Here is an 18,435-nt window from a genome sequence, read left to right on the forward strand (position 1 = left end):
GAAAGCTACGTCTTGTTGTTGAGCGGCAACAAACAAAGCAGTCCACGGCTTTAAAGTGGACAGAAATAGCCCTGCGGATTCATGCCGTGGGGCTTTTTTTTGGTCTGAATCCGGGTGAGAAGCACAGCGGTTGTGCGTTCGGCTGTTAACCGATTGGTCGCTGGTTCGAATCCAGCCTTGCCCGCCAGATATCAAGGCACTGCTTCGGCGGTGCTTTTCTGTTTTCGCCCCTGCCAATCACTGCACACTTCGGATTTCCCAATCGTGGCAGAGGGCGATTTTTATCCATAAAAAAATCCGCGCTCAGGCGGATTCTTCAACGTTGACTACGCAACGGCAGGGCGGTGCTTTTCTCTCTCGACAAGATTAAAGCTAACCGGGCTTGCTCAGTTCAGAAAGTAGACAATTCCTAATTGAGCCAGCTCCCTCACCGAGGGGGTCACATGAGTATCGATATGAGCAAACTGGCTTCAGGCGCAGCGTATGGCGCGTCAGCCGGGACGATTGCCAACGGTCTTCTGACCCGGCTTAGTCCCGATGAGTGGAGCGCTGTAGGCGTCCTGGCCGGTATTCTGGTCGCCCTGCTAACGCTCGGCATCAACTGGTATTACAAACGCAAAGCCACGCTGGCGCAGATCAAAGCGCTTCAACGCTGGCCCACCGCGCCCGACCTCACCGAGGAATAACCATGGCAATGTCAAATTCACTGCGCAACAAGCTGATTGCTGCTGCAGGCGGCGGGTCCATGCTTATCGCCACAATATTCCTCGGCGGCAAGGACGGTGTAGAAGGGCGCGTGTACGAACCCTATAAGGACGTTGCCGGCGTCTGGACGGTCTGTGACGGGCATACCGGATCCGACATTGTCAAAGGCAGGAAGTACAGCGACCGCGAATGCGATCGGCTGCTGTGGAATGACCTGCAGCCGGTAAAGAAAACGGTAGATGGTCTGGTCAAAGTCCCGCTGAGTGAATATCAGCGCGCTGCACTCTACAGCTTCACCTACAACGTTGGCTCCGGCTCGTTCTCTAAATCGACGCTGCTGAAGAAGCTGAATGCGGGCGATCAGGACGGAGCATGCGAAGAGCTGCGCCGCTGGGTATATGCCGGCGGCATGAAGTGGCGCGGCCTGATGAACCGTCGCGACATGGAGCGCTCAATGTGCCTGGCGGAGAGCGCCGATGACCTTAAGCAGAATTAAGTGGGATGCAGTCGCCATCGCGGTGCTGCTCCTGCTGGTCATCGTGCTGTGCGTCACCGTAAAGCTCCAGTCATCATCCAAAGCTCTTCTCACTCAGCAAAACGAGCAGCTGAAGCAGGAAAAGACATCAGCCGAGGCGATCACGACTAACGTCCTGAAGGCTACGGCACTCTTCAACGATATCGCCCAGGCAACCCACGATGACAATCAGGCCAGCAATGCAGAAAGCGAGCAAAGGGTGGTTGTCATCCGGGAGGCGCTTAAGGGCGACGGCTGCTCTGTGCAGTCTGTTCCTGCTGCCGCTGTTAACCAGTTGCGCGCGCACCGAGACAAAGTACGTTCAGGTTCCGCCAGTACAGATACCAGTAAGCCTGCTGGCTGACTGCGAAGTGCCGCTTATCCCTGACCCGTTCACATGGGGTGATAGCGTAGAGCTGAATGAGCGTCTGCTTAACTCCCTGGCTAACTGCAACAGGGACAAAGCCGCCATCCGACAAATCGAACTGGAACGGCAGAAATGAAAATCCTCGAATGGCTGAAAAGCCTGTTCATCCATCCCAAAGAAGAGAGTACCGAAATGTCAGAACCACTGAATGACGCAGCAACCGTACAGCCTGCAGTAGCGACCGCAGCAGTAACTCCGACACCGGAAGCAGAAGTAAAAGCAGGCGTGCAGGATTTCGAAGCAGCGCTGGCGTTTGTAGAAAGCGGCGTATCACAGTTGGGTGCGACTGCGAAAGATGAGCTAAAGGCGCTGGCGGTGAAGTACCTGTAGTCATCACAGGGCGCATTTGCGAGTGCGCCCGATGATGAATGCATAAAAGTTTGGTCTGCCTTCACAAGACCCATCATGAGTTGTAATGTGTAGAAACACATACAGCAAAGGAAATAGCTATGAGGGTTAAACTTGAAGACTTTAAATTCGATCCGCTTGTTGCTGCAGCCTACGCAAATCCAGATGCAAGAGCATTCTTTAAACCGGGTCCAGATGGTTACCATTTTCAGTGGAAATGGGAAGGCGGCGAACATGAGCTCTTTATTGAGCGGGAAAAGTTAAAGTTTCCTGACCTGATATTAGAAAGGCTCTTTGATGCAGCCATAGAGATGGCAAAGAAATAAAACAAGCCGCCTACGGGCGGTTTTTTGTTGGAGTTAATATGGCAAAGCTTAATGTTGAAATTATCCACCCAGCCAACGATGACGTAAACGCAGTGCTGGCAGAGATTGAGCGCAAATACGCGGGTAAGCCTGCAACGCGCGAAGTGATTGATGAGATGGAGCGAGAAGCGGCCAGACTCATCCGCCGCTTGGTAAAAACTAAAGTGACATTCGTTAAGGCATAAAAATGGCAAAGCTCACCGACAAACAAGAGCTGTTTGCCCGTGAGTACCTGAAAGACCTCAATGCCACTCAGGCAGCTATCAGGGCGGGCTACAGCGAAAAGACCGCCAAAGAGGCTGGCTATGAAAACCTCACAAAACCTCACGTACTGGAACTGGTTGCAGAGCTTAAGGCTCAACGCGTCGAACAAACCGGTATCGATGCCGCCTATGTGCTTCGCCGCCTGGTAGAGATTGATCAGATGGATGTGCTCGACATCATGACCGATGACATGAGCATTAAGCCCGTCTCCGAGTGGCCCGCGTCGTGGCGCCGTTACCTGAGCGGATTCGATCTGGCCGATATGTTCGAAGGCCGGGGAGAAGATCGTGAGATGGTCGGTATCCTGAAAAAAATTAAGTGGCCAGACAAGGTCAAGAACCTCGAACTGCTTGGCAAGCACGTCACAGTCCAGGCATTCAAAGACAACGTTAAAAACGAACTGGTCGGCCCCAACGGGTTACCGCTGGCTGCGCCTACGTTCGTGGTTAGCTTCGGAGCGGATGATGACGACAGCGGAGAAGAAACTTAGCTTCGCGCCCAAATTCAAACCGCTGTTCAGGCCTAAGCGCTATAAAACATTCCACGGCGGTCGTGGCGGCGCTAAATCTTGGGGCATTGCCCGCGCGCTGGTTATCATGGCTGCATCCAAAAAGCTTCGCGTCCTCTGTACCCGTGAGGTGCAAAACTCGATCAAGGATTCAGTGCACAAGCTGCTGAAAGACCAGATTGAGATGCTCGGCCTTAACCCGTGGTTCCGCATCACCAACGAGACGATCACCAGTGCCTGCGGCAGCGAATTCCTGTTCAAGGGGTTGCGCTTCGATCCGCTGGGCATCAAGTCGACTGAGGGCGTGGATATCTGCTGGGTGGAAGAGGCGCAGTCTGTATCCGCTGATTCGTGGGACATCCTGGTGCCGACCATTCGTAAAGAGGGGTCGGAAATTTGGGTATCGTTCAACCCCGGCGAAGAGAAAGACCCGACCTATCAGCGCTTCGTGGTAAACCCGCCTGACGACAGTATCACGGTTGAGGTGAACTACTACGATAACCCGTATCTGCCTGAGACGCTCCGCAAAGAGATGGAGTATTGCAAGCGGGTAGATTACGAGGCGTACGAACATATCTGGCTGGGCAAGCCTAAGTCGATATCTGAGGCGGTTATCTTCAAGCAGCGCTACCGCGTGGAAGCGTTCCCGGATGATCTCTGGCAGCAGGCAGATCGGCTGTTCTTTGGTGCGGACTTCGGTTTCGCTAATGACCCGAGCACGCTGATCCGCATGTTCATGCTGGGCGCGAAGCTCTACATCGAATATGAAGCATATGGCGTCGGCGTGGAGCTTGACGAAATGGCGCAGTTTTACGATTCAGTCCCCGAGGCGCGCCGCTGGCCCATCAAAGCCGACAGCGCGCGACCGGAGACAATCAGCCACATTGGCCGGCAGGGCTTCAGCATTGACGCCGCGGCCAAATGGAAAGGCAGCGTTGAGGATGGCATCACCTACCTGAAAGGGTTTGAGGAGATCATCATCCACGAGCGCTGCAAGCACACCGCCGACGAGTTCCGGCTCTACTCCTACAAAGTCGACAAAAAGACCAACGAGATTCTCCCGGTCATTGTCGACGCTCATAACCACTGCATAGACGCCATACGCTACGGGCTGGACGGTTACATCACCAGCTCAGACAGCCTTGGCACTTGGGCGCAACTTGGCAGAGGCTGAACATGTCCGAAACACAAAACGTGTCGCAGCCTGTACCGACGCGTGACAGCTATGAAAACTTTGTCGCCCGCATGGGCGTTAACGAATCGAACCAGTCCGGTGCCGGCACCTACCGCAACAACTGGACGTCGCGCAACAGGCTGCTGATTGAGCAGGCTTACCGTTCGTCCTGGCTGGTGGGGGCTGGCGTCGATGCTATCCCCGATGACATGACCCGCAAGGGCGTAACAATCACCTCAAAGCTCGATGACGGGGTGAAAAAGCAGCTGGACAACGCATGGGACGAGCTGGGCATCTGGGAGCACCTCAACGACACGCTGAAGTGGGCCAACCTCTACGGCGGCGCTGTTGGCGTCATCCTGATCGACGGCCAGAACTATTCAACGCCGCTGCGCATCGAGACCATCGCTAAGGGTGCCTTCAAGGGCATCATGGTTATGGATCGGTGGATGCTCAACGCCACTACAGAGCGTCGCGTGACTGAGCTAGGGCCTGACTTCGGTATGCCGGAGTTCTACCGCGTCGTGACGTCAGCTACAGGTATCCCGCCGTGGCGCATTCATCATTCAAGGCTGATCCGCTTCGACGGTGTTCCGCTGCCATATCAGCAACGCCTGACTGAAAACGACTGGGGGATGTCGATCATCGAGCGATGCTTTGACCGCCTGCTGGCATTCGACAGCACCACTACTGGCGTGGCTCAGCTGGTATACAAAGCGCACCTGCGCACTTACAGCATTGATGGCCTGCGAAAATTACTGGCTATGGGTAAAGACAGCCCGATGTTTAAGGGGCTGATGTCGCACATGGACATGATCCGCCAGTATCAGAGCAACGAAGGCATGACCATCATGGATGCTGCCGACAAGTTCGAGGCGCACACCTATTCGTATGCCGGGCTTAGCGATGTGCTGGCTCAGTTCGGGCAGCAGGTGGCAGGCGCGTTCGGTATCCCACTGGTGCGCCTGTTCGGTCAGTCTCCGGCTGGCTTCTCTACTGGTGACACTGACCTCGCCAACTATTACGACAACGTGTCCACCAAGCAGGAGCGCAAGCTGCGTCGCCCGATCCGCAAGCTGTTCGAAGTGCTGCACATGAGCCTGTTTGCCAAGCCGCTGCCGGATGATTTCACGTTCGAGTTTAACGAGCTGTGGCAGATTTCCGATAAAGAGCGCGCTGACATCGCTAATGCTGTCGTCGATGCCACCACTAAGGCGGTGGATTCAGGGCTGATGACGGATAAGGCAGGCGCTCAGCACCTGCAGGAGACGTCCCGCGTAACCGGCTTCGGCGGAACTATCAGCGACAAGGATATTGATAATGCCAGTGACCTCCCGCCGCCGACAGAGAAAGACCTCGATAACGTCGAAACCACCGAACCTGAAGCGCGCCGAGAGGCAACTGGGAACACAGCTACGACAGATAGCGCAGGCGGTGGGCGCGATAGTCGAGGGCTCATACGATGGTTCAAACGATAGCGTCACCGACATTATGGACCGGCTGGAGCGCTATGCCGACCTGATAGAGCCATGGGCGGAAGCGGTGTCGAGTCGGCTGATAGGCACGCTGGAAGTTGCGGACGATGCAATGTGGCGTGACAGGTCACAGCGCATCTCTGCCGGGCTTCGTGAACTGATGAACTCCGGCACCGGCGCAGTAACGCGCAGCATCATCGACGAGCAGGTGAAACTGTTCAAATCGCTTCCCCTACAGGCTGCCGACCGCGTTTATGACATCCACAATCAGGCGATTGAGGCTGTGGTGTCCGGTAAGCGTTCCAGCGCGCTCACTGACGCAATCATGCGCACCGGCGAGGTGACTGTGGCGCGGGCCCGCACTATCGCCCGTACCGAGGTTGGCCGGGCATCTACCGCAATCACCCAAGCGCGCTCAACTGCCATTGGCTCACGCGGCTACATCTGGCGCACCGCAGAAGACAGCGATGTGCGCCACTCTCACAAAGAAATGAACGGGCAGTACGTTGACTGGGCAAAGCCTCCGACTCTGGATGGCATGACCGGTCACGCGGGCCAGTTCCCTAATTGCCGCTGTTATGCGGAGCCTGTCGTTCCCGAGGACTAAGCATGAAAAAAATCTACGTCACCCACGAAGTAAAGGGCGATATCTCACGCACAGTCGTAAAAGCATGCAGCATGAGGGCTGAGCTCTTAAAAATTGGCCGCCTGTCAAAGTTGACCGTCATCGGGCGTGGCAATGTGCGGATGCTCAAGGAAGTGACCAGGAAGCTGGCTAAGGTCTGACGATGCAATATTTTTTCACCACCCGCCTCGGCAACACTCGCTTTGAGATGGCCGACGGCTCCCTGCTGTGTAAAGACGTGCCGATCGCCCGTACTGGCGCGCAGGTTTACGACGAAAGTGAACTGCCCGGCATCGAAGGCGATGAGGACGGCGAAATCGTCGTTACCCGTGACGCTGATGAGGTGTTCCGGCCTGAAACGCTGGCATCTTTTGAAGGCATGGCATTCACACTGGGGCACCCGAAAGACATGGTCAATCCGGGAAACTGGAAGGACTACGCCCACGGGCATATCCAGAACGTCCGGCGCGGTACCGGCTACCAGTCAGATTTAATGCTGGGCGACATCCACATCAAGACCTCTGAGGCTATCCAGAAAGTAACGGATGGCCTGGAGCAGATTTCCATGGGCTACGACGCTGAGTATCAGCAGCAGGGTCCGGGTAAAGCACGACAACACACAATTATCGGTAACCACTGTGCGGGCGTCCCCAATGGTCGCGCAGGTATTCGCTGTTCAATTGGAGATAGCACATTCATGACTACCAAAAATCAGGGCTGGCTTGGCCGGCTGAAACGGGCGATTAAAACCAACGATGCCGACACCCTGGCTGAACTGGTGGAAAACGCGCCATCAGAGCTTGTCGAGCCACCACTTGATATGGCTCGTGCACTGAATATCACCATCAACCCGGCCCAGCCTTTCCCTCCGAATAAAGAACTCGGCGGCCTGACCACCGACGAGGATGGTGAAGGCGGCGCGCAGACTAACAGCGAGCTTGAGGCGAAAGTCGATGCGCTGACGCTGCTGGTTCAGCAGCTGATCAACCCGACCTCTACGGCAACCGTCGACAGCGACGATCCGGAGGAGAAGGAAGAGAAAGCCCGCGCAACTACCGATGCTGCTTACCATCAGGGCGTCGTGGCTCGTGCCGAGCTCATCCTGCCAGGCGTGAAGCTGCCGGAAGGCGGCAAGCTGGCGGCGTTCAAACGCTCCACCATGGACGCGGCATTCAAAACGCCGGAAGGTCAGTCGCTGCTGACCCCGCTGGTTGGCGCTTCGCCGGACTTCGCCAAAATGCCAAAGGCAACGCTGGACGCGGTATTCGTGTCTGCCAGCGAAATCGCAAAAGCACGTAACAGTGCGCCAGCTACTGCGTCGCGTGCATCGTTTTACGACTCATCCAACAAAAACTCTCCGGCTGCTCTGAACAAGGCATTCGCCGCCCACTGGAATAAATAAGGGAAAAACCCATGGTTGCATACCTGTACCGGATGCCAGTAGGCATCGCCGGGGCTATCTCACGCCCGCAAGACCTGACCACCGAGCCGGTTATCCTCAATGCCGCGAATACTTTTAGCCAATACGGCCTGGCAGGTAAAGACAGCGCAGACGGCAAGTTTATCCCGCTGGCGGCATCGGACGAAGCAACGGTCATCACCGGCCTGTACGTGCGTCCTTACCCGACCACCTCTACGCCTGACATGGCGCGGCAGGTTGGCGCAAATGCCAATTTCACTGGTGATGTGATGAAGCGCGGTTACATGACCGTGAACATCGGCAGCACCGCAGTTGGCCTGACTAAAGGCGCACCGGTTTACGTGCGCAACGCCAATCCGACCGACGCCAGCCCGCTGGGCGCAATTCTGGGCGCGGCTGTCACCGACGAAACCGTCGTGCTGCCGAATGCCGCATTCACTGGCGCAGGCGATGCCGCTGGCAACGCTGAAATCGCATACAACATCTAAGGGAATCGCTAAATATGTACACTTTTGACCAAGCCACTCTCGACGGCACTGGCGCTTTCCTGGTTGGCGAGCTTGAGCGCCTCGATCAGGAGCTGAACATGCCGCTGGTCGGTTACACGTGGTCGCGTGATATTCAGCTGCGCGAAGACGTGTCGATCGCCGATGACATCAGTTCTTTCACCAACTCCACCTTTGCCGCAGCAGGTACGCCGAATCCGAACGGTAAAAACTGGATCGGCAAAGACTCCACCGCCATTGCTGGCCCGAACGTCGACATCGCAAAAACCGGCTTTCCGCTGACTCTGTGGGGCATGGAGCTGGGCTGGACCGTTGTTGAACTGGCTGCTGCTGCCAAAGTCGGTCGCCCGATCGATACGCAGAAATTCGATGCGATGCAGCTGAAATGGAACATGGACACCGACGAGCAGGTTTATCGCGGTGACAGCCAGCTGGGCGTGAAAGGTCTCCTCAACTACAACGGCGCGGCAGCCACTAACGCTCCGAAGACGTGGGCAACGTCCACGCCGGACGAAATCCGGGCGTCAATCAACCTGCTGCTCTCCAATGCCTGGGCGGCGTCTGGTTATACCATCGTCCCACGTGACCTGCTGCTGCCACCTGAGCAGTTCGCTCTGCTGTCCAGCATCATCGTTTCCTCAGCCGGTAACCAGTCACTGCTGACCTACCTGCGCGAAAACACGATCGCCTTCCATCAGAACGGTGTTCCGCTGAACATCCGCGCGGTGAAATGGTTGAAAGGTGCAGGCACCGGCGGCACTGACCGCATGATGGCTTACACCAACGATAAGAAGTTTGTGCGCTTCCCGATGGTTCCGCTGCTGAGCGTGCCGGTGCAGTATCGCGGCATTTACCAGCTGACCACCTATTACGGCAAGCTGGGCGCTGTTGAGTCTCCGTATCCGGAAACCATGGCATATATGGACGGCATTTAACCAACCCGGCCCCGAAAGGGGCCAACAGGAGTAGCAAATGGCTAAGAAGACGATTCGCGTCCATACCCCGTTTAATTTCACATCTGAAGACGGCACCAGCCAGCGCTTTGAAACTGGCGAGCACACCGTTGACGAAAAAGTTGCCGATCACTGGTTTGTCACCGCGCACTCTGACGTTACCGGCAAGGCCAAGGCCAGCGCCGACACGAAAGAGTTTCAGGCACAAATCGACAGCCTAACCGCGCAATTGGCAGAGAAAGACAAAGCGCATGGCGAGCTGCAGCAGTCGGTAGCGGAGAAGGACCAGACCATCGCCGACCTGACCGCGCAGCTGGCAACTCTGCAGGCGCCCGTAACTGAACCGGCAGCGGAAGGTGATGCTGATGGCAAGAAACCGAAATCTGCCGACAGTAAGTGATTTTCGCCGCGACTTCCCGCAGTTCAGTGACGATACCAAATATCCCGATCCAGTAATCGAGTTCCGCCTTAACCTCGCCGACATGCTGATTGATGGCTCCGCCATGGGGAACATGTTCCCTTATCTGGCAGAGCTGTTTGTCGCGCATTACATGGTGCTGAATGCCGCTGATACGGCAGCAGGCGCGCTGGGTGGTGCTGGTGGCGCAACGAGTGGCGTGGTCGCGTCCAAGTCGGTGGATAAAGTCAGCGTGAGCTACGACAACAGCGCGACGCTTAATGCCGATGCGGGCTTCTGGAACTTCTCCCGCTACGGCGCAGAATTCTGGCAGCTGCTGATGCTCTTCGGGTATGGCGGTATTCAGCTATGAAATCAGGCCTGACCATTCGCGCTGACACGGCGCAAAGCATTCTGGACGCCCTTAAAACCCTCGCTAACAAGGATGTTCTGGTGGGCATCCCGGAATCAAAAGACGAGCGCGATGATGGCGACATCGGGAATGCGGCGATCGGCTACATCAACGAGAACGGGTCGCCGGCGCAAAATATTCCGCCGCGCCCGCATCTCAAGCCTGGTGTGAAGTCGGTCGAGCAGGATTTCATGCCTCACCTGAAGGCGGCCGCGCAGAAGGCGCTGGAAGGTAATGCGGAAGGGGCAGTGACGTCTCTCGATCGCGCCGGAACGGTGGCGGCCAATGGGGTGAAGCGTTACATCACCATCACTGGGTTTACTCCCCTGGCTGACGCCACGATCGCCAACCGACTACGCCGGGGTCGTACTGGCAACAAGCCACTCATCGACACCGGCGAATACCGCCGTTCCATAACGCACGTTGTGAGGGATAAAGATGCCGACACTTGATGTAAGTGACGTTCTGCTGTCGCCTGAATTCCTCGATACGACGCTCGTGGTAAAGCGCAACGAGCAGACGGTTGATGATGATGGCTTTGCGGTAAATAAAACGACTGTGACGCCGTTTGGCGGTGTGGTGACGGTTGACCGCTCACTGGAGGCCCGTCGAATGCAGGCCGGTCAGGTGATTAATGGCGCAATCCTGATTATCACCACCTACCGGCTGAGCAGCGGCAATACCGGCATTGATGCCGACATCGTGACTTATCGCGGTCGCGACTATCGCGTGACCTTTGTTGACCCGTACACGGCTTACGGCGCCGGTTTCGTCCAGGCGCATTGTGAGCTGCAGCCATTTGACGGAGGCCCGCGTGAGTAACAGCAGCACATCAGCCGGGTATTTAACCCCTGTCAGCGCGTCGCAGGCTTATGACGAAGCGCTGGAGCGTGAACTAAGCCAGTGGGTGCGGGCATTGTCGGGATTGCCGGCAGGAGTGGTCCGCCCGCGCTGGACTGCGATTCAGGCGGCAATTCCTGCAGCGGACGTGGACTGGTGCGGCTTCGGCATTATCGGTTTCACTGCTGACAACGCTCCGGCATTCGTGCGGCAGACCGATGACAGTAATCAGCTGTGGCGCCATGAGGTGATCGAAACGCTCGCCTCGTTTTACGGCCCGCAAAGCCAGTCCATCGCGACGCTGTTCCGTGACGGGCTGTCGGTTGAGCAGAATAACGAAACCCTTAAAACCAACGAGCTGTCGCTTGCTGATTACAGTGAACTGACCGCTTTCCCCGAACTCATCAATAAACAGTGGGTGCGCCGGTACGACATCACCGTGCGCCTGCGCCGCAAAGTTATCCGCGATTACGGCATCAAATCTCTGGTCAGCGCGCCAGTATCATTCTTTGGAGATTAACCTATGGCACAGGGCTTACCTGTATCCAACGTTGTGAACGTTGACGTGATCATGTCGCCCACTGCGGCGACGGGTCGTAATTTCGGTTCACTGCTCATCCTCGGCACATCCACAGTTATCCCTGTATCAGAGCGCATCCGCCTGTATACCGGGTCGGAAGAGATCGGCGCCGATTTTGGCGAGGACAGCCCGGAATATGCTGCCGCGCTGGTGTATTTTTCACAGTCACCGCAGCCTACGCAGGTTTATGTGGGTCGCTGGGCCAAGACCCTGGCCACGGACGAATCCGGTAGCGTGGAGACGCTGGCGCAGGCTATCACCGCCGTGCTTCAGTTCACCAACTGGTATGGCTTAGCCATTGCCGACGACGAAGACCTCACTGCAGCGGAGATCACCGCGACCGCCGCAGCTATTCAGGCATCAAGCCTCAGCCGCGTGTTTGCCGTAACGTCTGACGATTCGGGCATTATCGACTCAGCGTCTACCACTGACATCGCCTCAACGCTCAAAGCCGCTGGCTACGGCCGCACTTTTGTTCAGTATTCGACGACGAGCAAGTATGCTGCGCTGTCAGCGTTCGGGCGCGCGTTTACCGTCAATTTCACCGGTAACAACACCACGATCACGCTGAAGTTCAAAACAGAGCCGGGTGTGACGTATGAAACCCTGACCAGCTCACAAGCGGCGGCTGTCGATGCGAAAAACGCGAACGTTTACGTTTACTACGCGAACGATACGGCGATCCTGCAGCAGGGCGTGATGGCTAACGGCGATTTCTTCGATGAACGCCACGGCCTGGACTGGCTGCAAAACTACGTGCAGACCAACCTCTTCAATCTGTTGTGCACCTCAACCACCAAGATACCTCAGACAGAGGCCGGTATTACACGTTTGCTGTCGAACGTTGAGCAGTCACTGGATCAGGCTGTGTCGAATGGTCTGGTTGCCGCGGGCGTATGGAATGGCGGCGACATCGGCCAGATCACCGCAGGCGACACGCTGACCAAAGGCTATTACGTCTATGCGCAGCCGCTTTCTTCTCAGGCTCAGGCCGATCGCGAGGCTCGCAAATCACCGCTTATCCAGGCGGCTATTAAACTGGCCGGCGCGATTCATTACGCCGATGTTCAGATCAACGTTGTTCGCTAAGGGGACATAAATGGCGACTTATTCTTTTATGGACGTCGTCGCGTCCCTCACCGGACCGACTGGCTCTATCGACCTTGGTTATGGCTCTGCTAACTCCGAGGAAGGCATTACCGTCACCATGACGGAATCTAAAAACACCATGACGATCGGTGCTGATGGCGAGGTGATGCACAGCCTGCACGCAGGTAAAAGCGGCACCATAACAGTTACGCTGCTGAAAACCTCCCCGGTCAACAAAAAGCTGTCCCTGATGTACAACGCACAAAGCCAGTCCTCGGCACTGTGGGGCAACAACGTCATCGTGCTGCGCAACCATGCGTCTGGTGATATCACCACTGCACGTTCGGTCGCGTTTCAGAAACAGCCAGACCATGCAGACGCCAAAGTAGGCAACACCAAATCTTGGGTGTTCGACTGCGGCAAAATCGACCAGGTTCTCGGGGAGTTCTAACAGATGGAATTTGAAATTAACGGCGTGCAGTACCGCACCGCAAAGCTCAGCGTATTCGACCAGCTCAAAGTTTCCCGCAAACTACTCCCGGTTCTGGCTGGGTTGCTGGCTGACTTTCAGGGCATCAAAGCCGCGGCAGAAGGCGGTGACGTGTATAAGGCGATGGAAACCGCGTTGCCGAAAATCGCCGATTCACTGGCGGGCATGAGCGACGAAGACACAAACGCGATCATCTTCCCCTGTCTGTCTGTGGTTTCCCGCCAGAACGGTAAAGGTTGGTCGCCTGTCATGACGCAGGGAACCCTGATGTTCGATGACATCGAGCTGATGAGCATGCTGCAGATGGTTGGTCGGGTGGTAGGCGACAGTCTGGGAAATTTTTTGCCCGCACTCCCCGCCAGCGAGACTGCGGCCCCGCCAGCGGCCTGACGCTGGAATCACTTCCCGACGGTGAAGACTTTCTGATGCGCCCGGTAGATGCCGGGTACATCAGCTATTCAGCCCTGAAGGATGGTTCGGTCGACCTGGCGGACATCGCCCGGATGAATGACTGGCTGGACCTGAAGGCAGACAACAATAACCGCATAGAGCGCTGGAGAGAGGCAAATGAACGCTGAGACTATCAAGGATTTTCTGGTAAGCCTCGGCTTTCAGGTTGATGAGGCTGGCGCTCGCAAATTTGATACGGTCATCGCCGGAACAACCGCGCAGGCTATGAAACTGGGCGTAGCCGTTGAGGCTGCAGCGGTTTCCGTGGTTGCCTTTACTGCGAAAATCGCCAGCGGCCTTGACCAGCTCTACTGGGCGTCTCAGCGTACGGGCGCAACGGTCGCGGGCATTCAGGCGATCGGCTATGCTGCGGCTCAGGCCGGGTCGAGTGCAGAAGCTGCGCGCAGTTCTCTGGAAAGCCTTTCACGCTTCATGCGTAACAACCCCGGCGCCGAAGGCTTCCTGAATCGCCTGGGTGTGCAGACGCGTGACGCCAGCGGCAACATGCGGGATATGGCGTCCATCTTTACTGGCGTCGGCCAGCAGCTGAACAAAATGCCTTACTACCGCGCTAATCAGTACGCGCAGATGCTGGGCATTGATGAAAACACCCTGATGGCAATGCGCCGCGGGATGGGGCAGTTTGGCGCGCAGTATACGCAAATGGCGAAAGCTATCGGCTTCAATGCTGACCAGGCGGCCGCCAGCTCTAACCGCTTCATGACTTCACTGCGTGCTTTCGGCCAGATGGCGGGGATGGCGCGCGACAAGATCGGTTCTAACCTGGCTGAGGGGCTTTCAGGCTCTATCGACACGCTGCGCAAGCAAATCGTCGACAACTTCCCGAAGATTGAGCAGACGATTACCAGCGGCGTTAAAGGCATCCTGTGGCTGGCTGAGGTAATTGGCCGCGTCGTGTATCGGCTGATACAGGCCGGCGGGGACATCATGCAATGGTGGTCATCGCTGGATAAGTCAACGCAGCGCCTGATCGAAGTGTTTGGCGCGCTCGTTATCGCCTGGCGCATCCTGAACGGTGCGTTCGTGATGTCGCCGATAGGGATGATAACGTCGCTGGGCGTTGCTATTCTCGCGCTGTACGACGATTACAAAACGTGGAAGGAAGGCGGCCAGTCGCTAATCGACTGGAAGAAGTGGGAGCCACAGATCAAAGGCGCCATCAAAGGCGTCGACGATCTGAAAGATGCCGTTATGCGGCTGCTTGGTATTGACCCGCAGACATGGACAGCCAAATGGGACATGAGCAACCTCATGGAAAACCTCGGCGAGCTGTCCAAAATGCTCGACGGGATAGCGCGCCTGCTCAACGCCATTAAAGACGGCAGATGGAAAGATGCCTATGCAATCGGGCGTGAGCTGATAAATCAGGGGCAGGGTAATCCGGATGCATTACCTGCCGTGTCTGCCAGCGCAGACAGTGCTGCAGACTATATCAAGGATAAAACCGGATTCGACCCGCGCAGCATCGGGGCGGCCATGAAAAGATGGTTCGGTGATAGCGCTGTCCAGCCGATGGCGGCGGAAGCATCTGGACCAGAGAGAATCTATCCGGTAAATGGCCCTGTGGAACAGTATGGGCAGTCTTTCAAGCGGCCTCAGGCGAGTAAGGAAGGCAGTCAGTTGCTGGGGTGGCTGCAACCGATGTTCGGCAAACTGGAACAGCTTTATCAGCTTCCTGCCGGACTGCTGAAAAGTGTTGCGATTACCGAGTCTGCAGGTAACCCGAATGCAATGTCCGGCGCCGGCGCGCAGGGTCTTTTCCAGCTGATGCCCGGCACGGCTAAGGATCTGGGCCTGCGTGGCAATGAAGCATTCGACCCGGTTAAGTCTGCCCAGGCTGCGGCAAAGTACCTCGCTCAGCTGCTAAAAGCCAATAACGACGACCTTCCCAGGGCGCTCGCGTCCTACAACTGGGGGATCGGGAACGTGCAGAAGCATGGCATGGCGCTAATGCCGGAGGAAACCCGGAATTACATCCCGCGCGTTCTCAGCAATATGCCTGCCAGTGGGGCCAGTGTTCATCAGGAGACCGTTATCAACATCCATGGTGTATCTGATCCCCGAGAGGCCGGGAATATTGTGGCAGACAAACAGAATCAGGTTAGCGCTCGCGCTACTCAACAGCTTATGAGAAGAGGTGGCTAATGGATGTCCTGTCGGTGCTACTTCATCAGCGTTCGAGAAAGATAGGGATCATCATTCCCGACGTTGTTATCTCAGAAAAGCACAGCGATGTGCTCGAAATAACTGAGCATCCTGTTGAGCGACCAACCAGCAGCGGGACGGGTTTTGTGGCTGATCACGCTTATCGTCGAGCTTCTGAGCTTGTAATGGAGGTGGGCTTTTCTGGCGGCGGCTCATTGCTGGATATGGTAGACACCTCGGCAATAGGCCTTTCAGTTGGGTCAGGACCAAAGGAAATTTACAGCCAGCTCCTAGAGCTGCAGCGCAGCAAAGAACCTTTCGATGTGGTGACCGGTAAGCGGCTTTATACCAACATGCTGATCCGCGTACTGGATGTAACGACTGACCGTACATCGGAAAACGTGCTTATGGCCAGTGTGACTATGCGCGAGGTAATTACCACACAGGCTTTGACTATTACAGGTGCCTCAAAGGAAAACATGACACAGGGGGCCAACACTAGTGCTGTGCAGGATGCAGGAGTGAAGTCAGCGAAACAACCCAGCCAGTCTCTGCTTAGCCAGGCAGCTTCGGCCGCACAGAGTATTTTCTCATGACAATCACCGAAATCCCTCTGCAGCCCCAGAACCAGACTTTTACCACAACGATCGCCGGAACCATCGTCAAGATGGCTATCATCTGGCGTGCTGATTGTTGGTATCTCGACATGTATAGCGCCGATGAGGTGCTTATTGTTGGCAGTATACCGCTGGTTACCGGGTGCGATCTGCTTGGCCAGTATGCTTATCTGAATCTGGGTTTCTCCCTCTTTGTCGTCTGCGATGCACAGGGGCAGGATTACCCGACAGAGAATGATCTGGGCTCGGTCAGCCACCTTCTCATTAAAACGGAGTAAGCATGTCACAGAACTGGATGCGTCACTTTGAGCTGCAACTGCTGGATGATAAGGGGAATGGAATCTCCCTTACTGATTTAAAGGTCACCTTCAGCATACAGAAGATGCCCGCGACCATCTTCAACGGTTTTGTGGGTGACTTTAAAATCTACAACCTGTCTCAGGAAACCCAAAGCCGCGTCGCCCGGCAGGAATTCAGCCGTATTCAGGTCATCGCTGGCTATAATGGCAACCCTGATGATTTGGGAAACTACCCTGATCAGAATATCGGGACCATTTTTAACGGTGACATTCGTTTCACCGTGGCCGGAAAAGACAATATTACCGACTCCTGGATCATGCTTCAGTGCATCGACAGTTGGCAAGGGCATCTGTATGCAGGGGTAAGGACCACCGTAGCCGCTGGCTGGAAATATTCTGACCTTTTCACTGCAGGCATGAAAACCTATGAGCCATACGGCATTACTGCCGGCTCAATTCCTGATTTTCCTGATACCGTATTCCCACGCGGTCGAGTGCTTCTCAGTAACACCGCCGACCTCATGAATAACATTGCTGGGCAATGCAAGGCCGACTGGTGGTATGAAAACAATCAGGTGCACATGGTGCCTGAGACTAAATATATCGATGAGGTAGTGGTGCTGAATGCCAATACCGGGCTGATCGGAATGCCCCAGCAGACAATGGGAGCTGGCGTTAACGTGAGGTGCCTAATAAACCCAACCATCAAACTGGGCGGACTCGTTAGACTGGACCAAGCGTCGGTATACAGGACCGCGCTCAGTACTGAGCAAGTGGCTGGGCGGCAAGGAGCGGGCGGCATTCTGAAAGAGTCAGCATCAGATGGCAATCTGTACGTAGACGGGCTTGCAGGCGCGCAACCTGCTGCAATTAATACGGATGGCGATTACATCGTAGGCAGCATTGATTATACTGGTGATACGCGAGGACAAAACTGGTATATGGACCTACTTTGCCTAGCTAAGGGAGCTAGAGAGCTCCAAAGCGTGTCTACTACTAATAAGGTTGCATAGTGCGAACTATCAAAGCTGCATTAATTTTGCTCCTCTTATCTCCTGCCGTCGCCTCAGCTGCATCGCAGTGCGGGCCGTTCTTTTTAAAAGGCGAAAATGACGGGCTAATGCATATTAATGGCCAGACACCAGAGACACAGAAGATGACGTTCCTGAAGCAAAAAGACGACTTCGATAACGTCATGATGCAATGGATGCTGCCGGACGCTCGCGTTGGTCGCTGGTTAGGCCTCGATTACGTTAAACGCAATGGAAAAGCTATCCTCAACGTCGAAGTAGTCCGCAAAAACATGGACGAACCTCGCCAATTCTGGACCTATGACTGTAAAAGGGTAGGGTGATGGAGCCAGGAGTCATTTTAATTGCTTTTGTCATTGCTTTAGTACTCTATAAAGCGGCCAAGAAAAGGCGAATTAAAAAAGAGGATAATTTTTTATCTAATTACGGAAGGCGTCGGCGAATAGCTTACCCTAAAGCCAGGCATCCAAATGGTCGTCGCAAAACCCCTTATGAACGTGAGCAGGATATAGAAGCTTATCTGCGCGATCTTGCACAGGCTGGCAGAGATGCTGCTAAAGCTGAAGAGATAAAACAGAAGCGGCTAGGGGTTACGCATTACATATGGCGGTCGGCGGAAGACGCGGACACGTGTGAAGAGTGTAAGAAAAATAACGGTAAAAAATTCTCATGGAATAGGCCGCCTAAAACAGGTCGCCCAGGTGAAGGAAGGTGCTGCCCTAGAAATCTGTGTAGATGCTATCCAGAAGCCATACTCAAATAACCCGCCGAGGCGGGTTT

The 18,435-nt window shown here is 55.5% G+C and carries 30 protein-coding genes and 1 tRNA gene; all 31 read left to right on the forward strand.

All coding sequences use genetic code 11. From position 1 onward, the window contains the following. Positions 1–112: 112 nt before the first annotated feature. The 31 genes from B2J69_RS10055 (at position 113) to B2J69_RS23815 (ending at position 18,418) form a co-directional block, all read left to right on the forward strand. Positions 113–187: transfer RNA gene (locus tag B2J69_RS10055), tRNA-Asn, on the forward strand. A 256-nt stretch (positions 188–443) separates the two neighbouring features. Beyond that, positions 444–686, forward strand: a complete 243-nt coding sequence (locus B2J69_RS10060) for a phage holin (RefSeq protein ID WP_081138979.1) — start codon at positions 444–446, stop codon at positions 684–686. 2 nt (positions 687–688) lie between these two features. After that, the gene (locus B2J69_RS10065; RefSeq protein ID WP_081138981.1) at positions 689–1,201 is read left to right on the forward strand and encodes a lysozyme; all 513 of its coding nucleotides are present in this window, start codon (positions 689–691) and stop codon (positions 1,199–1,201) included. Then, a complete protein-coding gene (locus B2J69_RS24065; protein WP_158083426.1) occupies positions 1,182–1,583 on the forward strand; it encodes a hypothetical protein in 402 nt (133 codons plus the stop codon). The genes B2J69_RS10065 and B2J69_RS24065 overlap by 20 nt, the downstream gene beginning before the upstream one ends. Further along, the gene (gene lysC, locus B2J69_RS24595; RefSeq protein WP_456238494.1) at positions 1,561–1,722 is read left to right on the forward strand and encodes an Rz1-like lysis system protein LysC; all 162 of its coding nucleotides are present in this window, start codon (positions 1,561–1,563) and stop codon (positions 1,720–1,722) included. The genes B2J69_RS24065 and lysC overlap by 23 nt, the downstream gene beginning before the upstream one ends. Beyond that, entirely contained in the window at positions 1,719–1,976 is a 258-nt protein-coding gene (locus B2J69_RS10075) for a hypothetical protein (RefSeq protein ID WP_081138989.1), read from the forward strand. The genes lysC and B2J69_RS10075 overlap by 4 nt, the downstream gene beginning before the upstream one ends. A gap of 119 nt (positions 1,977–2,095) precedes the next feature. After that, positions 2,096–2,320 carry a hypothetical protein gene (locus B2J69_RS10080; protein WP_081138993.1) on the forward strand — a complete coding sequence of 75 codons (225 nt, stop codon included), beginning with the start codon at positions 2,096–2,098 and terminating at the stop codon, positions 2,318–2,320. A gap of 38 nt (positions 2,321–2,358) precedes the next feature. Next, positions 2,359–2,544, forward strand: a complete 186-nt coding sequence (locus B2J69_RS10085) for a hypothetical protein (RefSeq protein ID WP_081138996.1) — start codon at positions 2,359–2,361, stop codon at positions 2,542–2,544. Positions 2,545–2,546: 2 nt separating this feature from the next. Next, positions 2,547–3,113: a terminase small subunit gene (locus tag B2J69_RS10090; protein WP_075050762.1), complete on the forward strand. Its 567-nt coding sequence runs from the start codon at positions 2,547–2,549 to the stop codon at positions 3,111–3,113. Then, a complete protein-coding gene (locus tag B2J69_RS10095; protein ID WP_081139160.1) occupies positions 3,088–4,305 on the forward strand; it encodes a PBSX family phage terminase large subunit in 1,218 nt (405 codons plus the stop codon). The genes B2J69_RS10090 and B2J69_RS10095 overlap by 26 nt, the downstream gene beginning before the upstream one ends. Before the next feature lie 2 nt (positions 4,306–4,307). Then, complete coding sequence (locus B2J69_RS10100; RefSeq protein WP_081138999.1) at positions 4,308–5,783, forward strand: DUF1073 domain-containing protein; 1,476 nt, start codon at positions 4,308–4,310, stop codon at positions 5,781–5,783. A gap of 13 nt (positions 5,784–5,796) precedes the next feature. Next, the gene (locus B2J69_RS10105; RefSeq protein ID WP_330847877.1) at positions 5,797–6,387 is read left to right on the forward strand and encodes a phage head morphogenesis protein; all 591 of its coding nucleotides are present in this window, start codon (positions 5,797–5,799) and stop codon (positions 6,385–6,387) included. Positions 6,388–6,389: 2 nt separating this feature from the next. Then, positions 6,390–6,566 carry a hypothetical protein gene (locus tag B2J69_RS24070; RefSeq protein WP_158083427.1) on the forward strand — a complete coding sequence of 59 codons (177 nt, stop codon included), beginning with the start codon at positions 6,390–6,392 and terminating at the stop codon, positions 6,564–6,566. Positions 6,567–6,568: 2 nt separating this feature from the next. Further along, complete coding sequence (locus B2J69_RS10110) at positions 6,569–7,807, forward strand: DUF2213 domain-containing protein (RefSeq protein ID WP_081139005.1); 1,239 nt, start codon at positions 6,569–6,571, stop codon at positions 7,805–7,807. Between the two features lie 11 nt (positions 7,808–7,818). Then, positions 7,819–8,313 (forward strand): structural cement protein Gp24, encoded by a 495-nt coding sequence (locus B2J69_RS10115; RefSeq protein ID WP_081139008.1) that lies wholly within the window; start codon positions 7,819–7,821, stop codon positions 8,311–8,313. A 14-nt stretch (positions 8,314–8,327) separates the two neighbouring features. Then, the gene (locus B2J69_RS10120) at positions 8,328–9,266 is read left to right on the forward strand and encodes a DUF2184 domain-containing protein (protein WP_081139011.1); all 939 of its coding nucleotides are present in this window, start codon (positions 8,328–8,330) and stop codon (positions 9,264–9,266) included. 37 nt (positions 9,267–9,303) lie between these two features. Further along, a complete protein-coding gene (locus B2J69_RS10125; protein WP_081139014.1) occupies positions 9,304–9,684 on the forward strand; it encodes an STY1053 family phage-associated protein in 381 nt (126 codons plus the stop codon). Then, on the forward strand, positions 9,650–10,054 hold the full coding sequence (locus B2J69_RS10130) for a DUF4054 domain-containing protein (RefSeq protein ID WP_081139017.1): 405 nt from the start codon (positions 9,650–9,652) through the stop codon (positions 10,052–10,054). The genes B2J69_RS10125 and B2J69_RS10130 overlap by 35 nt, the downstream gene beginning before the upstream one ends. After that, positions 10,051–10,545 carry a hypothetical protein gene (locus B2J69_RS10135; protein WP_081139020.1) on the forward strand — a complete coding sequence of 165 codons (495 nt, stop codon included), beginning with the start codon at positions 10,051–10,053 and terminating at the stop codon, positions 10,543–10,545. The genes B2J69_RS10130 and B2J69_RS10135 overlap by 4 nt, the downstream gene beginning before the upstream one ends. Beyond that, complete coding sequence (locus B2J69_RS10140; protein ID WP_081139023.1) at positions 10,532–10,915, forward strand: head-tail adaptor; 384 nt, start codon at positions 10,532–10,534, stop codon at positions 10,913–10,915. Before B2J69_RS10135 ends, B2J69_RS10140 begins: the two co-directional genes overlap by 14 nt. Next, the gene (locus tag B2J69_RS10145) at positions 10,908–11,453 is read left to right on the forward strand and encodes a phage neck terminator protein (protein ID WP_081139026.1); all 546 of its coding nucleotides are present in this window, start codon (positions 10,908–10,910) and stop codon (positions 11,451–11,453) included. Before B2J69_RS10140 ends, B2J69_RS10145 begins: the two co-directional genes overlap by 8 nt. A gap of 3 nt (positions 11,454–11,456) precedes the next feature. Next, a complete protein-coding gene (locus B2J69_RS10150; protein WP_081139029.1) occupies positions 11,457–12,602 on the forward strand; it encodes a DUF3383 family protein in 1,146 nt (381 codons plus the stop codon). 10 nt (positions 12,603–12,612) lie between these two features. After that, complete coding sequence (locus tag B2J69_RS10155; protein ID WP_081139032.1) at positions 12,613–13,053, forward strand: DUF3277 family protein; 441 nt, start codon at positions 12,613–12,615, stop codon at positions 13,051–13,053. Between the two features lie 3 nt (positions 13,054–13,056). After that, complete coding sequence (locus tag B2J69_RS10160) at positions 13,057–13,482, forward strand: phage tail assembly chaperone (RefSeq protein ID WP_081139035.1); 426 nt, start codon at positions 13,057–13,059, stop codon at positions 13,480–13,482. 35 nt (positions 13,483–13,517) lie between these two features. Continuing rightward, the gene (locus B2J69_RS10165) at positions 13,518–13,670 is read left to right on the forward strand and encodes a DUF6889 family protein (RefSeq protein WP_048784607.1); all 153 of its coding nucleotides are present in this window, start codon (positions 13,518–13,520) and stop codon (positions 13,668–13,670) included. Next, positions 13,660–15,708 carry a transglycosylase SLT domain-containing protein gene (locus B2J69_RS10170; protein WP_081139038.1) on the forward strand — a complete coding sequence of 683 codons (2,049 nt, stop codon included), beginning with the start codon at positions 13,660–13,662 and terminating at the stop codon, positions 15,706–15,708. The genes B2J69_RS10165 and B2J69_RS10170 overlap by 11 nt, the downstream gene beginning before the upstream one ends. Then, a complete protein-coding gene (locus tag B2J69_RS10175) occupies positions 15,708–16,304 on the forward strand; it encodes a phage baseplate protein (protein ID WP_081139041.1) in 597 nt (198 codons plus the stop codon). Before B2J69_RS10170 ends, B2J69_RS10175 begins: the two co-directional genes overlap by 1 nt. Then, positions 16,301–16,603, forward strand: coding sequence for a phage baseplate plug family protein (locus B2J69_RS10180; protein WP_081139044.1), 303 nt, complete (start codon positions 16,301–16,303; stop codon positions 16,601–16,603). Before B2J69_RS10175 ends, B2J69_RS10180 begins: the two co-directional genes overlap by 4 nt. A 2-nt stretch (positions 16,604–16,605) precedes the next feature. Then, entirely contained in the window at positions 16,606–17,637 is a 1,032-nt protein-coding gene (locus tag B2J69_RS10185; protein WP_081139047.1) for a hypothetical protein, read from the forward strand. Next, entirely contained in the window at positions 17,637–17,978 is a 342-nt protein-coding gene (locus B2J69_RS10190; protein WP_094078499.1) for a hypothetical protein, read from the forward strand. The genes B2J69_RS10185 and B2J69_RS10190 overlap by 1 nt, the downstream gene beginning before the upstream one ends. Then, positions 17,978–18,418: a phage minor head protein gene (locus B2J69_RS23815; protein WP_143806271.1), complete on the forward strand. Its 441-nt coding sequence runs from the start codon at positions 17,978–17,980 to the stop codon at positions 18,416–18,418. Before B2J69_RS10190 ends, B2J69_RS23815 begins: the two co-directional genes overlap by 1 nt. Positions 18,419–18,435: the final 17 nt, after the last annotated feature.

It is taken from the genome of Pantoea latae (assembly GCF_002077695.1).
GTDB lineage: Bacteria > Pseudomonadota > Gammaproteobacteria > Enterobacterales > Enterobacteriaceae > Pantoea > Pantoea latae.

Coding starts and splice junctions, on each gene's coding strand:
- B2J69_RS24070 (WP_158083427.1), top strand. CDS start 6,390: ATGAAAAAAATCTACGTCACCCACGAAGTAAAGGGCGATATCTCACGC.
- B2J69_RS10110 (WP_081139005.1), top strand. CDS start 6,569: ATGCAATATTTTTTCACCACCCGCCTCGGCAACACTCGCTTTGAGATG.
- B2J69_RS10060 (WP_081138979.1), top strand. CDS start 444: ATGAGTATCGATATGAGCAAACTGGCTTCAGGCGCAGCGTATGGCGCG.
- B2J69_RS10160 (WP_081139035.1), top strand. CDS start 13,057: ATGGAATTTGAAATTAACGGCGTGCAGTACCGCACCGCAAAGCTCAGC.
- B2J69_RS10185 (WP_081139047.1), top strand. CDS start 16,606: ATGTCACAGAACTGGATGCGTCACTTTGAGCTGCAACTGCTGGATGAT.
- B2J69_RS10115 (WP_081139008.1), top strand. CDS start 7,819: ATGGTTGCATACCTGTACCGGATGCCAGTAGGCATCGCCGGGGCTATC.
- B2J69_RS10105 (WP_330847877.1), top strand. CDS start 5,797: ATGGACCGGCTGGAGCGCTATGCCGACCTGATAGAGCCATGGGCGGAA.
- B2J69_RS10085 (WP_081138996.1), top strand. CDS start 2,359: ATGGCAAAGCTTAATGTTGAAATTATCCACCCAGCCAACGATGACGTA.
- B2J69_RS10065 (WP_081138981.1), top strand. CDS start 689: ATGGCAATGTCAAATTCACTGCGCAACAAGCTGATTGCTGCTGCAGGC.
- B2J69_RS10140 (WP_081139023.1), top strand. CDS start 10,532: ATGCCGACACTTGATGTAAGTGACGTTCTGCTGTCGCCTGAATTCCTC.
- B2J69_RS10180 (WP_081139044.1), top strand. CDS start 16,301: ATGACAATCACCGAAATCCCTCTGCAGCCCCAGAACCAGACTTTTACC.
- B2J69_RS24065 (WP_158083426.1), top strand. CDS start 1,182: ATGACCTTAAGCAGAATTAAGTGGGATGCAGTCGCCATCGCGGTGCTG.
- B2J69_RS10095 (WP_081139160.1), top strand. CDS start 3,088: ATGACGACAGCGGAGAAGAAACTTAGCTTCGCGCCCAAATTCAAACCG.
- B2J69_RS10100 (WP_081138999.1), top strand. CDS start 4,308: ATGTCCGAAACACAAAACGTGTCGCAGCCTGTACCGACGCGTGACAGC.
- B2J69_RS10125 (WP_081139014.1), top strand. CDS start 9,304: ATGGCTAAGAAGACGATTCGCGTCCATACCCCGTTTAATTTCACATCT.
- B2J69_RS10150 (WP_081139029.1), top strand. CDS start 11,457: ATGGCACAGGGCTTACCTGTATCCAACGTTGTGAACGTTGACGTGATC.
- B2J69_RS10080 (WP_081138993.1), top strand. CDS start 2,096: ATGAGGGTTAAACTTGAAGACTTTAAATTCGATCCGCTTGTTGCTGCA.
- B2J69_RS10175 (WP_081139041.1), top strand. CDS start 15,708: ATGGATGTCCTGTCGGTGCTACTTCATCAGCGTTCGAGAAAGATAGGG.
- B2J69_RS10170 (WP_081139038.1), top strand. CDS start 13,660: ATGAACGCTGAGACTATCAAGGATTTTCTGGTAAGCCTCGGCTTTCAG.
- B2J69_RS10155 (WP_081139032.1), top strand. CDS start 12,613: ATGGCGACTTATTCTTTTATGGACGTCGTCGCGTCCCTCACCGGACCG.
- B2J69_RS23815 (WP_143806271.1), top strand. CDS start 17,978: ATGGAGCCAGGAGTCATTTTAATTGCTTTTGTCATTGCTTTAGTACTC.
- B2J69_RS10120 (WP_081139011.1), top strand. CDS start 8,328: ATGTACACTTTTGACCAAGCCACTCTCGACGGCACTGGCGCTTTCCTG.
- B2J69_RS10165 (WP_048784607.1), top strand. CDS start 13,518: ATGCGCCCGGTAGATGCCGGGTACATCAGCTATTCAGCCCTGAAGGAT.
- B2J69_RS10135 (WP_081139020.1), top strand. CDS start 10,051: ATGAAATCAGGCCTGACCATTCGCGCTGACACGGCGCAAAGCATTCTG.
- B2J69_RS10075 (WP_081138989.1), top strand. CDS start 1,719: ATGAAAATCCTCGAATGGCTGAAAAGCCTGTTCATCCATCCCAAAGAA.
- B2J69_RS10130 (WP_081139017.1), top strand. CDS start 9,650: ATGGCAAGAAACCGAAATCTGCCGACAGTAAGTGATTTTCGCCGCGAC.
- B2J69_RS10090 (WP_075050762.1), top strand. CDS start 2,547: ATGGCAAAGCTCACCGACAAACAAGAGCTGTTTGCCCGTGAGTACCTG.